The organism is Telluria sp. BA11 (assembly GCF_056680305.1).
This window is the reverse complement of the sequence record NZ_CM155275.1, coordinates 1,410,093-1,426,776: the sequence shown is the minus strand read 5'-3', so window position 1 is coordinate 1,426,776 and position 16,684 is coordinate 1,410,093. Positions and strand designations below refer to the sequence as shown.

The window sequence follows — 16,684 nt, the reverse complement described above, 5'->3', positions numbered from 1 at the left end:
GCCCTAGCGCTTCCTGCCTTTCTTCTCGCCGCCGGCAAACAGCTCGATCTTCTTGGTCGGGCCCGATACGATCAACAGGTCGCCCGGCAGGATGCGGGTCTCGCCCAGTGCATGCTGGAAGTCTTCGTTGAGCCGTTTCACGCCCACCACGGTGACGCCAAAGCGCGCGCGCACGTGCGATTCGGCCAGCGTGAGGTTGTGCGTCTCGGCCGGCGCATTGATCTTCGCGATCGCAAACCCGTCTTCGAACTCGATGAAATCCATCAGCCGCCCGGTGATCAGGTGGGCCACGCGCGCGCCCATGTCGGCCTCGGGGTAGACCACGTGATGGGCGCCGATGCGCTGCGCGATCTGGCCGTGCTCGGGCGTCATCGCCTTGACCCAGATATCCTTGATGCCCAGTTCGGACAGCACCATCAGCGTCATCAGGCTGGCCGCGAGGTCCGAGCCGATGGCGACGATGGCGTGCGAAAAGTCGGGCACGCCCAGCTGCAGCATCACGTTCTCGTTGGTGGAGTCGGCCTGCACGGCGTGCGTGAGCCGCTCGCTCCAGAGCTGCACCAGCTCTTCCTTGCGGTCGATGCCCATGACGTCGTGCCCCAGGCGCATCAGCGATTGCGCCACCGCGCCGCCGAAGCGGCCCAGGCCAATGACGACGACGCTGTCGCCCGCCGAAAAGGCGAACTGTTCTGTGAAAATTCTACCCAACAATTGGATGGTCCTCCGGATAACGATAGGGCATGCGCCGCTTGCCCAGAACGAGCGAGGTCGCGAGGGTGATCGTGCCGACCCTGCCGATGAACATGAGCAAGGCCAGCACCAGCTGGCCGGAGGCCGGCAGCTGGGCGGTGATGCCGGTGGAAAGGCCCGCGCTGCCAAAGGCCGCGATGACTTCAAAGATAATCTGATCGGTCGGAAAATGCGAGATCCGCAGCAGTGCCACCGTGCCCAGCGCCACGATCACACTGCCCAGCACCAGCACGGTAACGGCCTGGCGCTGCGCCGCCATCCCGACCCGCCGGCCGAAGGCCTCGGTGTCGGACTGGCCGCGCGCTTCGGCCACGACAAGCAAAACCAGGATCATGACAGTGGCCACCTTGACGCCGCCCGCCGTGCCTGCGCTGCCGCCGCCGATGAACATCAGCAGATAGTGCAGCGCCCAGGTCTCGGGTGTCAGCGCGCTGTAGTCGACGGTATTGAAACCCGCCGTGCGCGACGCCACCGAGATGAACATGCTGTTCATCAGCTTGTCGGGCGTCGACAGCGCGCCCAGCGTGGCGGCGTTGTTCCACTCGAACAGCAGCACCGTGACGAAGCCACCCACGAGCAAGAACAACGTGCCGGTGAGGGTGAGCTTGGTGTGCAGCGACCAATGGCGCGGATCGCGCAAGCGGTGGCGCAGGTCGTGCAGCACCGGAAAACCAATCCCGCCGACCACGATGGCGATCATGATCGGCAGCAGCACCAGCGTATCGCTTGCATAACGGGTAAGGCTGTCGGCATGCAGCGAAAAGCCCGCGTTGTTGAACGCCGAGACAGCGTGGAAGAGGGCGCTCCATGCCGCGTCGCCCCACGCCAGATCGTACCCGGCGCGCAGCCGCACGAACAGGATGGCGGCGATCACGAGCTGCAGCAGCACCGACACGGTCAGCACGACCCGGGCCACGCTCGCGATGTCGCCCATGCCCAGCGAGCGCGTTTCGGTCTGCGCAATCAGGCGCGTGCGCAGGCGCGACGAGCGGTTGACCATCAGGCCGAGCAGCGTGGCGGCCGTCATCATGCCGAAGCCGCCCAGCTGGAACAACACCATGATCGACGCTTGGCCAAAACCCGACCAGTACGTGCCCGTATCGACCACGGCCAGGCCGCCGACGCATACGGCCGATACCGCCGTGAAGAACGCCACCATGAGCGGCGCGCCCTGGCCGCTGGCACTGGCCAGCGGCAGCATCAACAGCAGCGTGCCGGCCAGGATCGCGCCTGCAAACAGCAGGACGACGACCCTGGCCGGGTGCAGGATAGCGGTCATGCCGCCCGGGCTGGCCCGGTGTCCGTGGTGCCGTCGTCGAAATCCATGGTGTCCGGATCGGTATCGCCTTCGGCCGGCGCGCCAAACAGCTTGAGCCAGACGAAGCCCAGGATGCCGGCCGCCAGCGACGCCGCCAGGATTGCCATCTTCGACGCGTTGATGATCTCGGCCTCACCGACAAACGCCAGGTTGGTGATGAAGATCGACATCGTGAAGCCGATCCCGCCCAGCAGGCCGGCGCCGATCACGTGGCGCCATGCCAGGTCGAGCGGCAGGCGGCACACGCCGAGCATCACGGCGGCAAAGGTGAACAGGAAGATGCCGACCGGCTTGCCGGCGACCAGACCGGCGATGATGCCCATGCTGTTCGACGACATCAGGTCGCCGGCCCAGCCGGCACCGATCACGATGCCGGTATTGGCCAGCGCAAAGATCGGCAGGATCAGGAAAGCAACCGGCGTGTGCAGCACGTGCTCCATCCGGTGAGCTGGCGACGCGGGATCGTCCTGCGTGTGCGAATACGGGATGGTGAAGGCCAGCAGCACGCCGGCAATCGTTGCGTGCACGCCCGACATCAGCATCAGGAACCACATCACCGCGCCGCCCAGCAGGTAAGGCCACAGCGCCAGCACCCGCAGGCGGCGATTCATCAGGAACAAGGCGACGAACATGCCCAGCGCGCCGACCAGGTAGCCGACCTTGAGCTCGGCCGTATAGAACACGGCGATGACGATGATGGCCGCCAGGTCATCCATGACGGCCAGCGCGGTCAGGAAAATCTTGAGCGACGCCGGCACCCGGCTGCCCAGCAGGGCCAGCACGCCCAGCGCGAACGCGATGTCGGTGGCCATTGGAATGCCCATACCCGGCTGGGTGTGCGTGCCGCCATTGAGCGTGAAGTGGATCAGCGCCGGCACCGCCACGCCGCCTGCCGCGGCAATGATCGGCAGCAGCGCATTGCGCAGGTCGGACAGTTCGCCGTTGTTCAGTTCGCGCTGCAGTTCCAGGCCGATCAACAGGAAGAAGATGGCCATCAGCGCATCGTTGATCCACAGTTCGACGCTCAGGCCGGCCAGGTTGATCTGCCAGAACGCGAGGTACGGCGCACCCCACGGTGAATTGGCGACCATCAGCGACAGGATGGTGCACAGGATCAGGATCGTGCCGCCCGCCTTGCCGGACGCTGCGAATTCCTTGAATGTGTTCGATAGACGCTTTTCAATGCGCATGGTGAATCTCCAAAAGTGCTTGGGCGTCATCTGGCAACCCCCGTGTGGAATGAGGCGGCGCAGCTGCTGCCGGGGCGCTCGTGAAAGTAGGGTAGGGCGTGAGGTGTGACGAGAGGTATGGCAAGACCCGGCCATGGTGGCCGATCGGATCGTGGACAGCGGATGTTGGCCCGTAAGCCTGGTAGAAGTGCAGGTGCATGGTGGTCGCGTAGTGGCCCGCGTGGCGGCCCGACCAGCGCAAATCCTGTCATGCCTGGCGGCATGAACACCCTGGTCGGATTATAACGTAATTATTTGACATGCCGCCCACGCTACGGCGCGGGCTGCGCGTCATGGCGCACGCTCGGGCGGTTCGCCCGGACCCGCCGGGTGAACGGGGCGCGGCGGCAACTGGATCGTCGCCAGTGCGCTGTACAACGGCGGTGTGAGCACGCGCGAGACCGTACTGGCGACGACCGCGCAAGCCATCAGGCTGAGCACCATGCTGTGGCCATCGACCATTTCCATGACGATGATGAAGGCCGTCAGCGGTGCCTGCGTGGCGGCCGCCAGAAAACCCACCATGCCCAGCGCAATCAGCGCCGCGCCATGCGGGTAGCCGGTGAGCGAGGCAATGTTCTGACCCATGGCCGCGCCGATGGACAGCGACGGCGCGAAGATACCGGCCGGCACGCCCGACCACGCGGTGAGCCAGGTCGCGACAAACTTGAAGAGCGCAAACGCCGCCGGCACGTTGGCTTCGTTCTCCAGCAGGCTGCGCGTGGCTTCGTTGCCGCTGCCATAGGTCGCTCCACCGCTGAGCACGCCGATGACCGCGATCAGGAAGCCGCAGCCCAGTGCGAAGCGCACCGGATAGCGGGCGCGCCAGCGCGTGGGCAGGTCGGGCGAGACACCCCGCAGGCTGGCGATCAGCACGCGCGCGAACAGGCCGCCGGCAAAGCCGCACACGACGGCGGCCAGCAAGCCGGGCCACAGCAGCGACAGCCCGATCGGCCCCGGATGAATGACGCCGAAGTGCGGGCCATTGCCATGGACGGACACGGCGATCAGACCGGCCAGCACGATCGCCGCGACGATCAGGCCGCTGTTACGCTGCTCGGGTGCGCGCGACAATTCTTCGATCGCAAACATGATCCCCGCCAGCGGCGTGTTGAACGCAGCCGCGATACCGGCCGCGCCGCCTGCCACCAGCAGCGAATGGGCGCTGATGCCGCTGCCGCGCGGCAGCCAGCGGCGCGCGGCGAGCATCACGCCGGCAGCGATCTGGACCGACGGGCCCTCACGCCCGAGCGACAGGCCACCCAGCAGGCCGGCCGAGGTCAGGCCGATCTTGGCAAAGCTGATTTTCAGGGACACGAGCAGGGGCCGCCGGCCGCCGGAAATAGCCGGGTCAAGGGCCGCCATCACTTGCGGAATGCCGGAGCCCCCGGCGCCGCGCACGAAACGCCGGGTGACCCAGACGATGGCGGCGCACAGGAGCGGCGTCCAGATCAGGGGCACCCACCAGGCGAAGTCGGCGATCTTGTTGAACTGGCCAAATGCCAGCTCGGCCAGCCAGGTAAACGCCACGACCACAAGGCCGGCGATGGAAGCCGTGCCGACGACGACGATGCGGGTGCGCCAGAGATTGGCAGAAATGAGTTCGCGTTTGAAGGCGGATCGTACGTCGTGCGGAGAAGGGTCGTGGGACATGGTGGGCTCGAGGGGACGAGGCCATATTATATAGATTTGTGCGAATGTATTTGCGCCCACACTGTTGTAATGACACAAATATAAAAGAATTTCTGCACGCACTGCCGGACCAGCCGTTACGGACAGTTACAGACCATACATGCCGGTATGACCTGCCAGCACAGTTCCAGTTCTATACTCGGTGCATGATCAACGATTCCATTGCGCGCAACCGCCTGGGCCTCGGTGCGCGACCGGACGACCAGCCCGTTGCCGATCCACGGCGCTGGTTGCTGGCGCAGCTCGATGCTTACGAGCCGTTGCCGCCGCCATGGCGTGCCATCGAGCGCACGTCAAAGCGCGCCGCGCAGTGGAACGAGCAGCAAGCCGCCATCCGCAGCGCACCCGAGGCGCAGCGTGCGAGCGTTCGTGAAGCGTACCAGCGCGCGGGCAGGGCAGCCTATCTTGCCGGCGTAGAGGCGCGCACCAACAGCGCCCTGCAGAGCAGCACGCCGTTCGTCGAGCGCCTGGTCCACTTCTGGGCGAACCATTTCGCGATCTCGGTCGACAAAGTACCAGTGCTGGGTTTTGCCGCCAGCTTCGAGGCCGATGCCATCCGGCCGAATGTCCTGGGGCGGTTCGAAGATTTGCTGCTCGCCACGGTACGCCATCCCGCCATGCTGCTGTATCTCGACCAGTCCGCCTCGACGGGGCCGGACAGCGTCGCCGCGCGCCGGGCCAGCGCAAAAGCGCCGGACCGCCCGACCCGTGGCCTGAACGAGAACCTGGCGCGCGAAATTCTCGAACTGCACACGCTGGGCGTGCGCAGCGGCTATACCCAGGCCGACGTGCTGGAATTCGCCCGCGCGCTGACCGGCTGGACGCTGCCCGGCCAGCAGTCGCTTGAGGACGCCGCGCAAACGTTCCGGTTCCAGGCAAACCAGCACGAGCCCGGCGTGCGGACGGTGCTTGGCCGCAGCTACGCCGACGATGGGCAGCAGCAGGCGACGGCCATCCTGCGCGATCTGGCCAGCGCGCCGGCCACAGCTAGCCACATCGCTACCAAGCTCGCGCGCCACTTCATCACCGACGATCCACCACCGGCATTGGTCAAGCGGCTGGCGGACCGGTTTCTGCAGACCGGCGGCGACTTGCCGGCGCTGTACCGGGAACTGGTGAGCGCAGCAGGTGATTTGCCGCCAGTGGCCGCCAAGTTCAAGTCGCCATGGGACTGGACGCTGTCCGGCCTGCGCGCCATGGGCGTGCAGACCGTGCCGGCGGCGCGCATCCAGTTTCTGATGGCCCGGCTTGGCCAGCCCGTCTGGCGGCCCGGTTCGCCGGCCGGTTATGGCGACGTGACTGCCACCTGGGCGGCGCCCGATGCGCTGCTGCGCCGGGTAGAAATCGCGCAGCGCCTGGCCACGGAGTTTGGCAGCAAGATCGACGCGCGCGCGTTGGCGCCGCGTGTGCTGCCGGGTACCTTGAGCGGCGCGACCGCGACGGCGATTGCCCAGGCAGAAAGCCCGGCCAATGCGCTTGCGTTGCTATTGGCATCGCCTGAATTCCTGAGAAGGTAAAACATGCTCAACCGACGAGGTTTTATTTCCAGCGCAGCCGCATTGCTTGCCGCGCCCCGGATCGCATTTGCAGGCGCCGACACCGAGCGCCGCTTCGTGTTCATCATCCAGCGAGGCGCCGCCGATGGCCTGCACACGCTGATCCCTTACGCCGACCCTGCGTATGCCAGGTTGCGCGGGGCGCTTGCCATCGATCCCACCGAAGCATTGAAGCTGGACGGCACGTTTGCGCTGCACCCGTCGCTGACCGGCATTGCCGGGCTGTACAAGGCGGGGCAGGCCAGCCTGTTCCATGCGGTGGCGTCACCGTACCGCGATCGCTCGCACTTCGACGCGCAAAATGTTCTTGAGACGGGCGGCAAAGCGCCATTCGACGTCAAGGATGGCTGGATGAACCGGCTGGCCGGCATGCTGCCACGGCGCAGCAATCAGGCCATCGCGTTTGCGCCCACACTGCCGCTGGCGCTGCGCGGCGCGATCGATGTTGCGTCGTACGCGCCATCTGGCCTGCCGCACGCCAACGACGATCTGCTGCTGCGCGTGCAGAAGCTGTACGAAGGCGATGCCCAGCTGAGCGGACTCTGGTCGACGGCGCTCAAGGCGCAGGGCATGGCTGGCGCGGCTGCCGGCGGCAAGGGCCAGCAGTCGCCGGCTGAACTGGGCAAAGTTGCTGCGGGCTTTCTGGCGCGCGCGGACGGCCCCCGGATTGCCATGATCGAAACCAATGGCTGGGATACGCACAGTGCGCAAAAAGGGCGCATGGCCACGCAGCTGAACAACCTCGATAACCTGATCAGCGGACTGCAGCAGGGGCTTGGCGATACATGGCGGCAGACGACGATTCTCGTTGCCACCGAGTTTGGGCGCACAGTCGCGGCAAATGGCACGGGCGGGACCGACCATGGGACTGCATCGGCTGCCATGCTGATTGGCGGTGCGGTGAGAGGCGGGAAGATCGTCGCAGACTGGCCAGGACTTGCTCCCGCTGACCTGCTCGACAATCGTGACTTGCGACCGACCCTCGGCCTTGACACGCTGGTGGCGCAGGCCTGCGCCGATGCGTTTTTGCTGGATCCGCAACGCACTGCGCAGGTGTTGTTCCCCGATTCGCGGCCGGACAAGGCGTCATCGCGTCTATTGCGCGGCTGAGCCAGGTAGCGGCCGTGCATCGACACATGGCCGCCACTGCTTCAGCTCAGGGACGCAGCCGGCGCTTTTCACGTTTCCCATGCTGCAGGTAGTGCTGCTCCGGATCGACACCAGCTGCTGCCACATCCGGATTGGCCAGCAGGTACAGCTGGGGATCAAAAACGGGCGCGGCATGCCAGTTTGTTTGCCCCGGCGCTGTCGCCTCAATAAAACTTTCGGGAATCTCATACCCGGCGACGCAGTTGGGGACAGGGTCACCCGTCACGATATTGGTGAGCGTGCGGAACGCGATGCTGCCATAAAAGGGGTCGGACATCATCGGCGTGTAATACGCACAGTCGTCGAAAAAGTAATGCGTGACCTGAGACCAGCGGGTGCGGCTCGGATCGAGTTGCTTCGTGCCGCCATGCATCAGGTTAGCCGCCCAGATCAGCGCCTGTCCCTTCTTCGCATGGAAGTAATCCGGCTGCGCGTCATGTGCTTCTACCAGGTCGCGCCACATCGACTCGTAAATGGCCTGTGACTTGGTACCTTCCAGCTCCGCAATACACTTGCCGATGTGCTCATTCGTATAGATCGGCCAGCGATGGCTGCCTGGGAAGTACATCAGTGGGCCATTGGACGCATCGATATCTTCCATGGCGACCCAGACACCGCACATGAAGCGTTCAGGGCTGGAGCTGAAGTGAATCGAGTCGGTGTGAAAGTGCTGCTGGGTACCAACCGGGAAGTTCAGTGTCTGGAATGGCCAGGCCTGGCGGCCATACAGTTGTGACAGCAGGGCCAGCACCTTCTCGTTGCAGGCGATGCGTTTGACGTTGTCGTCAAACTCCCATGCGTCCTGGACGCGCAGGCTGATGCCAGCATTGTGGCCGTGGTCACGCCAGCCCTCAAAATCGTAGTGGGGGTGAAGCTTTTGCTTGATCGACTCGGCCATCGAATTGAAATCCTGGTCGGGGAAGTCCAGTACTGCGTAGCCTTTGATTGCCAGTTCGAAGGCTATGCGACGGGTTTCTGGGTCGATGGATTCGTCGAAGATGCGCGCAAACAGAGGATGTTCAATACTGGGAACACCTGGCAGTGAGTTTTTAAAGGGCGTCATAAATATTTAAATCTTGTAATATTGAAATGATAAGCCATTAGTTGTGGCAAGCCTATAAGCCTCTAAAAGACTGGTGCTCAGGTTGCGCGTTACCATCTGAAAAATAGTTGTTAGATGCGCGCATTAAAGAGCGCAGAAGTAGGTAATTCCGTGATAGTAACCGAACACGTCATCATTTAAAATGCTATTCGTGTCGTCGAAAATATCACCAGATACAATAAAGTTATAGAGAACTTTTTTGAGAAAACCGACCATGCCAGTAGTATTGATGCCATGCAATTTTGGTAAATTAGCAGGGGCACATAACCGGACGAATGGGCAGTGATGGTTTAAATATTACGGTTGGTAAGCCTAGGCAGACTGATAACCAAACCCCGAAGGATTGAAGCAGGAGCGCTGTTGGGAGTATCGTCTATTTTCCAGCAGACTACACGTTGATGCAGTACTTTGGCTAACCGCGAAGAAACCGATTCCCGAAATAAGGACACAGACTGAGGAAACCTCTTCGCACTCAAATTTAACGCTTACCCTCGGTTCTCGAACTTCGACACTTCTTTTTGACTTAAGAAAAAGTTTGGCTCATAAAATTTAAAACTTTAATAATTTCTGTTGCCGATAGTGAACGTAAAGATTTTTCAAAGTTCATAAAAATTCTAATTTACGTTAAGCGCCATTGCTTCACGTTCGGTTTAAATTTTGCCTTAATCACTATTCGCTAGTCTATTATTTTCAGAAAAACTATTTAGTTCTCAGAATTTTTCAAAAGGCTTAGAATGCTTTTTTCATAACCACGTTTCCGCTCTAATTGTGTAAATATTTCGTCGTTTAGTATAGAAATTTGAGATCGAGCATTCTCTATGCTAAACCATTCCCCGTCAAAATTTAAAATCCCCGTAGAGTCGTCTATTTTAAATTGATTGCACAAGTAACTTAAGCGTGTATTTAAGACTTCGACCTCGTTAGTCGTCGAACTTATAAGAGCTGTAAAAGCAGATATCTTAACCTGAGCGCTTTGCGCAGCCAGAGTGTCATCTAGCGTAGCCCTAGTTTCACCCAGTTCTTCTTTCTGCATGCGGACAGATTTCGTGAGCCAATAAAATGTCGAAAATGCGATTAATGGATTTAATATTCCTCCAATAAAGTCACCTAAAGTACCCCAATCGGCACTGTCAATCGAAACTGGAATTGATTGATAGATGAACCAACTGAAATAAAGTATGGGTAATAGTAATCCAAATCCAAGTATTATCCATTTAGATAAGCTTATTCGGCTGTCTAGTTCTTTTAAATCATTTTCTAGATTGTTTTTTCTCGTAGCGTTCATCCTTATTTATCATTTTCTAGACGAAGATTTTCCAGATAAAATCCTTGAATAGTTTACTAACCATCCTTTTGGCGTCACGCTAATCGTCTTTCGACGGTTATCGTCCTCATCAATTTGGCTAATCAGGAGGCCAGCATCTTCGAGTTCTTTTACAAGTGGGCGAAGTGTATTTACACTATCAAAACCGAAATTTTGATACTGACTGAGAGAAAAAGAATCTTTTAACTCTTCGTCTGTTGCCGCACGATCAAAAATTTCAAATGCCTTCTGTTTAACCGCGCCGCTGCAGGCTTTCTCATTCTCTAAAGCCTCTTTAGTTAACCATTTCTCAAACAGAATTTTCTTTTCAGTGTCATCTTTTGGACGAAGCCCATTTTCGTAAGTTGATATACAGTAATCATGACATTTGGATAGCGTTGTTCGCAAATTTTGGTTCAATACTGTATAAAGTAGATCAAACTCAGAACTTGTCAAAGGTAGGTACCAGTTTTGCTCAGCAAGTTGGTAAGCCTGACGACGACTGGAGAAAATTTGCTCTGTACAATTTTTCTTGAGCGGAGTGACGTCAATTGGGCTTTCCAAATGTCCAGCAAGACGTGGGGTGGAGGCGACCGACAGAATGATGTTATTAGCGCCACATAAAACCCAGCGAATTCCTTTAACGGAAAAAAGAGTATCTCTCAACGACTCTAGACATTGCCTTGCACGTTTCGAAGTCTGAAGCAATTCGAGATTATCCAAGACGCACACGATAGCGCCTTCATGCTTTTCGAAGAGTGTTTTCGCAAGCCATTCTTTAAGTCCGCTCTCGAACTGAGAGGTCACCAAAGGATTTGGGGCTGTTTGCTCACTTTGATTGGTATTTGTGGAGTTAGACCCACTGATTGAAAATCTCCATTTTCCTAGTAGGTCTTGATCAAGGAATGAATTTAAAACTACAGCACCCGGCATCCCAGTTTCTAGTGCATCTAGTTCCTGCTTACGCTCACTGAGGGTAAAGGCAATCTCTGACAGCACATGGGTTTGAAAAGCCGCTAAGTCATCAATATGGTCTAGTTGAAAGACTGTTCTGCAGGGAATGAACAAACTATTTGATGGTGACTTCAAATATTCAAGATAGCAACGATAAAGCGCTATATTAACTAAACTTGTTTTACCAACACCATTTGAACCGTCAAGCGTAACCAATTTTTTAGACGCCTTCAAGCGAGTCATTACTTTCTTTGTCTCGACATCTCTTCCAACTAATAACTGATGCCCAATGGCGTCTGCTCTAAGAGCTTCAGGCTCGAAAGGACAACTTCTAAATCCCCATTCGATATACATGCGATTCCTTTTGCTGCAGCTTTTCAATGCAGCTGGTTGAATAAAATATTCAGAGCCAAATTAGATTTGGCCGGAATTGTGTAGACTGCGTCGCGTTAGTTCAGCAGTCGAATGCTTATTAAAATAGAAATATCAGGAAGTGCAGAATAAACGGTATTGCAGATAGTCTTCTTCAATTAAGCAGAAGTCTTTAACGCTTTTCATTTTTTCTCTGACTACTCCTTCAAAAATTTCAGGCTGAAGTCCGGAGAATTTTGGATCAGAATACTTACCTTCTGTTAGTAATTCAGCTACTAGCGATGTTAGTTCTTTGCCAGACCCAAAAGTAATACCTTCCACTTCCGCCAGTGCCTCTTTAAAACTTTGAAATGCATAAACAAATACTGGGGTCTCTTTGAAGTAGGCATCAAGCACAACAGTGCTTGGAGTTGATATCACTAGGTCCGCCCAATCTATCGCAGTTCCAATGTCCTGCCACGGTCCTACGCTAATACCCAGTGTTTCCATATACATGCCTATTTCTGCTGCAATTACATTCGCTTTTTCAGCAGGGTGAGCCCGGTGCATAAATTTAAGAAATGGAAATTCCTGTTTTAGGTGCATTAACGTACGCAAGAAGCCAACAATGTTCTCTCGAGAATAAACATTCCAATTCAGGTTTGTCGATATTAGGACGTTGATATTATCTTTTTGTGGAATTTTTATAGCTACATCGTTGGCTCCCAAAGGATAGCCAATCCCATCCTTCCCAAAATACCGCAGCACTGGCGTGAAATGCCAAAGGGCGGCTGAGCTATCAGTGCCTCGGCCCAGGAATCCAACTTTTTGAAGGTCGGATTGGTAATTTAGACCAGGTTGGATCCACCCATGCTGAATTGTTATCGTTGGTGTTGCGGTACGCTTCGCGATGAAACCGATGCGAATTGAAGTCATGCAGAAAGGCGATGACTCGTTTGTGAAAAATACTGCCAGTCCGACATTTTGTAGGAAGCCAGGGATAATCATGTTGTCGTTTAGGATGTGCTTAAATATGCGACATCCAGGATCATTCGGGTACGCGTGAGCATAGAAAAGGCTAGCATCGATACCTGTTTTTTTCAGATTTTTTGCAAGCGCGATTGCAGACGAGAGGTGCTGAGTGCCTTCGCAAATAAACAAGACTGTATCGCGCATTTTAAATTCCGTTCACAAAATCACGAAGTGAGAATTTCGCATTCTCAATATTAAACTTTTGCATGACCTCAGCCTGAGCTCGCAAGCCCATCTCATGCAAATCATACTTTTTGCTGGCACAAGCTTTTAAATGTTGTGCCCAGTCGTCAACATCGTAAGCAATTAAGCCATTAATCTGATCGGTGATGACCCTGCGGTAATCTGCAGTAGCCGAAGCCAGTACCGGCACGCCACGAGCACCACATTCAATGAATTTAAGACACGATTTTGCGTCATTGAATTCAGTGTCTTCTAATGGGACAATGCAAAGATCGCTTTTGTCAATTGCTTGAAGCATTTGAGGGTAAGGCACTCTTGGAATGTGTTTTACGTTTGGCAAGTCCATTATTTGTAATCCAGTACGGAAATGCCCGAGTAAAGTTACTTCTACAGTTTTGCTATTTTCGCGTAAGAATTTTATTAGGACCTGCTCAATATCTTGAAAGTCTCTGTAGTGAGTTGGAGATCCCGACATACATAAAATGCGTAATTTTTCGCTTGATGTAGGATTGCGTCTCGTGATCTCATGTGGGCGTACCATGTTTGGTATTAATTTGCATGGGATTCCCATAGCATCAAGGTGCTGCTCGATTTTCGAGGTAGTGGTAATTGCACCATCAGCTAGCGTAATTAAACGGAGTCTACGTGCGAACATGCTGGCCAAATGGGGATTGTCGGCGGTTTCGACGCCGGATCGGACCGATCCAAGATCAAATGTGTGCCAAGGAAGAAAAACAAGATCATCGATTTCATATAATATCTTGATGCCGTAATTCTCCTTGTACTGCCTGACCTTATCGAACATTGTTTCGTCGGCACTGAATCGTGCAAAAATTATTACGTCAACGTGAGCCCAAACTTTTGAGCTGAATTCCCCTGGGCCGATAACTGATGCATCCAACTGCTCAGTCTGAAGGAGTTTCCGTAAGTTTTCGCAGCGGTAGTATCGTGATGCATCTTCGAGTCTCTCGGTTTCCGAAACAATAAGCACCGAGAGTGGAGAGTAAGTTCTTGTTGTTGAGTATATTTCTGCGCCATCTACTGTAATTTTAGTTGCGACGTTTTGACGCCCACGAATATTGGCTGGTATACGGCAGCGAAAAGCAGCATATCCGTTGTTTAAACCGGCTAATGCCAAATCCTCCCTAAAGCGACTAGCATAGGTTTCAACAACCAACTCGTCGTCACAAAAAACCTGAACTACAGGGACTAATTTGTCGGCTGAGACAGCCCATCCACTGAAAAATGCATCATGCTCGTTATCGATCGACGACTTTACTAATTGGCGGACTCCCTGTGCAACGGGTACTACCGTGCCGTTTTCAAAAAGAACCGTTGGAATTGAAGCCGTTCCTATAGGAAGATCCAACGAGAAGTTCCCAAAGCTCGCCCCGGTTTTCTGGTGAAGATCTTGACGAAATCCATTTGCAAGAACTTGGTATTTATTATTGTTGGTTATAACCATGACATGAGAGGGGAATATTTTGTTTCCAACCACTTTAAGGCACCAGCCAGAGAGGATTTTACCGTCACATACCTCGACGAAGCCAAAATATTTCTCAGCTAGGCTTTCTGTATCGGTATGGCTGATGCCGCCAACTGCTTTTAATGATTTTTCTTGAGACATTTTAGTCTAAAAGTAGTAAATTTGAGTGGTCCATTGCCGGTTTACATAGGCGATGGAGGATGAAAATATTGATGGTTTGGCTGAAAAATTTAACTCTTAGGCCATGCAAGACGCGCTTTACGTGACCTGGGAGGTATTGATAAGCCAGCGAATGCATGAACTGCGACATCAAGGTTTGAACTAGGGTGATATGCAGGATCGTGCGTTAGTATGGAGCCCCAAAATTTTCTTAGAATTTCTACTTCGCGTTTGGCGCGCGCTTTTTTTTGCGAAGTGTCTTCGCTGCCTCGACTAGCAGACTCTGCATGCAATAACTTTGCATACGGGGTCCATACAATAGTCTTGCCAGATATTCGCACCTTCAAGCATAAATCTACATCATTAAATGCTACTGGAAACGAATCGGCATCCATACCGCCGAGTTCGAAAAATTCCTGTCGTCTTAGGAATAGACATGCGGCTGTACACCCGCTGGCCTGTTGCGCCAATTGGTTGCGCCCATGATCGCCCCAGTCAGCGTCAGCTAAAAGATTACCAAAGTGTCCAGCCACGTTACCCACGCCAAGCAACACCCCCCCATGCTGCACCATCCCATTCGGCCAAAGTAATTTCGCACCAACGGCACCGACGCCTGGCCGCAACAGCTGCGAGACAATCTCATCAAGCCACCCATCATGCAGCGCCTCAATGTCGTTGTTCACCAGGCCAATGATCTCGCCATTAGCCTGTGCAATCGCCCGATTATTCAGGTCCGCGTAGTTAAACGGTCCTGGCATTGGCAACACCCGAACACCCTGCTGCGCAACCTCCGCAAAATAAGCGTGCGTCTCATCGTCGGTCGAGCCGTTGTCGATGATGATGATCTCGAGCTTCGGCCAATCGGTGAAGCGCTGGATTGAACTGATGCAGCGTTGCAGCAGGTCGACACGGTCACGCGTCGGGATCACCAGGCTGATGGTCATGTCCCGCGCGCCTTCCGGCAGCGGATGACGCACACGCCGCGCCGCCCAGGCAACGCCTTGCGGTGCGTTCGGCAACGGCTCAAGTACTGCGTTCGGCTGCACTGCCAGCGATGCACGCGTGGCAGCTGCAAAACGCGCAGTGCGCTCTTCGGCATTCAATGGGGATAACACGCGCAGCAACACGCGCGGCACGTGTACGACGCTGGTGGCGCCGTCGTGCCACACCGCGGCCAGTGCATCCCATGCGAAGACAGCGGCATTGTCGATGTCTGACAAACCCTGCGCGACGTCGCTGCGCACCAGCAAAAAATCGAGCGGATAATCGCTTGCGAACGCGTAATCGGGATTCCATGCCGGCTTGAACCACGGCCGACCTTCGAATTCGCTGTCGGTGTACACGACCTTGGCATTCGGCAGGGCAAAGCCTTCCAGCGCGTACGCCAGTGCATGCGGCGCGAGGGTGTCGCCGGCGCGTATGCAGCCGATGACGTCGCTGCCGGATGCCAGTGCCTGCGTCAGCAGCACTGGGAATGGTTGTCCGGAGAAGGTCTGCGCGGTCATGCCGTGCTGCGCTTGTACGCTGGCGATCGTACGTTCCAGCTGCGCCGCATCGGCGTCGCCCGTGATGATGATGGCGGTGCGCAGGGTCGGTAGCGTCGCCGGTCCCTCGCGGTCGAAGCGGGCCGACCATTCCGGCCAGGCCGACATGGGCAGGCTGCGTGGCAGGTGCCGCTGGTAGATGTCGGCAACGTTCAGCAGCAATTCGTCGGCGTCAGCCGGCAGCAGGCCGGCTAGGCCATCGAGGGCGCAGCAGATCGTCAGCGGGCTGCCGTTCAGTGGGCGGCCTTCTTCGTCCACCACGCGCACGCTGTGCATGGCGCCGTCCGCCAGCGAGGCGGGCAGGGCGAGGTCGAAGCCATGGGCGCCGTCGATATGGCCGCGCATCGATGGGAAGATGATGTTGGCGGTCGCTTGCGCCACCATGTCGTTGCCGACAAAGGCGCGCACCGTCAGCGTCCGGTGCGGATCGGCCGGGTCGAGCGCCCAGCCGTGCAGGCGCAGGCCGCCGTCGCCGACCACGCTGTTGACGGCTGCGGCCGGCGGTAAGGTCGGCTGACGCAGGCGCACGTGGCCGTTCAATGGTGCGTTGGTGTTGGCGATGCGCGCCGAAATCACGCCGGCCGAATGTGCCGGCAGCGCGCCAAGATCTGCCACGAAGCCGTGGCAGACGTCGGTGGCGCCGAGTGCCATCAGGGGTTCGATCAGGTCGGATCGGGCCACGTCGGCGATGATGCAGGCGATGGGTTCGTCATCGAGGCACACTTCGACCACGACGCGGCTATTGGGCCGTTCTGCATCGATGGCCCAGCCATACACCAGTTTGTCATGAAGGCCATCTACTGCGCCATGCCATCGCACCGCGACGGCGGTAGCGCCAGCAGGTAATACAGATTCGGTGTTCATTACGAGAAAGGG

The 16,684-nt window shown here is 56.5% G+C and carries 12 protein-coding genes; 2 read left to right on the top strand and 10 right to left on the bottom strand.

The features are described 5' to 3' along the window. Positions 1-3: 3 nt before the first annotated feature. The 4 genes from AC1MGT_RS06230 to AC1MGT_RS06215 all read right to left on the bottom strand — a co-directional run bounded on the left by AC1MGT_RS06230 (position 4) and on the right by AC1MGT_RS06215 (position 4,950). Positions 4-708, bottom strand: coding sequence for a potassium channel family protein (locus AC1MGT_RS06230; RefSeq protein ID WP_499503456.1), 705 nt, complete (start codon positions 706-708; stop codon positions 4-6). Beyond that, the gene (locus tag AC1MGT_RS06225; RefSeq protein WP_499503455.1) at positions 701-2,029 is read right to left on the bottom strand and encodes a TrkH family potassium uptake protein; all 1,329 of its coding nucleotides are present in this window, start codon (positions 2,027-2,029) and stop codon (positions 701-703) included. The genes AC1MGT_RS06230 and AC1MGT_RS06225 overlap by 8 nt, the downstream gene beginning before the upstream one ends. Next, the gene (gene nhaA, locus AC1MGT_RS06220; RefSeq protein WP_499503454.1) at positions 2,026-3,258 is read right to left on the bottom strand and encodes a Na+/H+ antiporter NhaA; all 1,233 of its coding nucleotides are present in this window, start codon (positions 3,256-3,258) and stop codon (positions 2,026-2,028) included. Before nhaA ends, AC1MGT_RS06225 begins: the two co-directional genes overlap by 4 nt. A 330-nt stretch (positions 3,259-3,588) precedes the next feature. Beyond that, complete coding sequence (locus AC1MGT_RS06215) at positions 3,589-4,950, bottom strand: chloride channel protein (RefSeq protein WP_499503453.1); 1,362 nt, start codon at positions 4,948-4,950, stop codon at positions 3,589-3,591. 185 nt (positions 4,951-5,135) lie between these two features. On the opposite strand from AC1MGT_RS06215, the gene AC1MGT_RS06210 reads away from it, so the two are divergent. Then, entirely contained in the window at positions 5,136-6,506 is a 1,371-nt protein-coding gene (locus tag AC1MGT_RS06210; protein ID WP_499503452.1) for a DUF1800 domain-containing protein, read from the top strand. Positions 6,507-6,509: 3 nt separating this feature from the next. Further along, positions 6,510-7,655, top strand: coding sequence for a DUF1501 domain-containing protein (locus tag AC1MGT_RS06205; protein ID WP_499503451.1), 1,146 nt, complete (start codon positions 6,510-6,512; stop codon positions 7,653-7,655). Positions 7,656-7,701: 46 nt separating this feature from the next. On the opposite strand, the gene AC1MGT_RS06200 is transcribed toward AC1MGT_RS06205, so the two are convergent. From AC1MGT_RS06200 to AC1MGT_RS06175, 6 genes are all read right to left on the bottom strand, one after another. Next, positions 7,702-8,757, bottom strand: a complete 1,056-nt coding sequence (locus AC1MGT_RS06200; protein ID WP_499503450.1) for a phytanoyl-CoA dioxygenase family protein — start codon at positions 8,755-8,757, stop codon at positions 7,702-7,704. A 742-nt stretch (positions 8,758-9,499) separates the two neighbouring features. Beyond that, a complete protein-coding gene (locus AC1MGT_RS06195; RefSeq protein ID WP_499503449.1) occupies positions 9,500-10,081 on the bottom strand; it encodes a hypothetical protein in 582 nt (193 codons plus the stop codon). Between the two features lie 9 nt (positions 10,082-10,090). Continuing rightward, positions 10,091-11,407 (bottom strand): hypothetical protein, encoded by a 1,317-nt coding sequence (locus AC1MGT_RS06190; RefSeq protein ID WP_499503448.1) that lies wholly within the window; start codon positions 11,405-11,407, stop codon positions 10,091-10,093. A gap of 132 nt (positions 11,408-11,539) precedes the next feature. Further along, on the bottom strand, positions 11,540-12,580 hold the full coding sequence (locus AC1MGT_RS06185; protein ID WP_499503447.1) for a hypothetical protein: 1,041 nt from the start codon (positions 12,578-12,580) through the stop codon (positions 11,540-11,542). A 1-nt stretch (position 12,581) separates the two neighbouring features. After that, positions 12,582-14,246, bottom strand: coding sequence for a glycosyltransferase family protein (locus AC1MGT_RS06180; RefSeq protein WP_499503446.1), 1,665 nt, complete (start codon positions 14,244-14,246; stop codon positions 12,582-12,584). 89 nt (positions 14,247-14,335) lie between these two features. Next, positions 14,336-16,672, bottom strand: coding sequence for a glycosyltransferase family 2 protein (locus AC1MGT_RS06175; RefSeq protein WP_499503445.1), 2,337 nt, complete (start codon positions 16,670-16,672; stop codon positions 14,336-14,338). Positions 16,673-16,684: the final 12 nt, after the last annotated feature.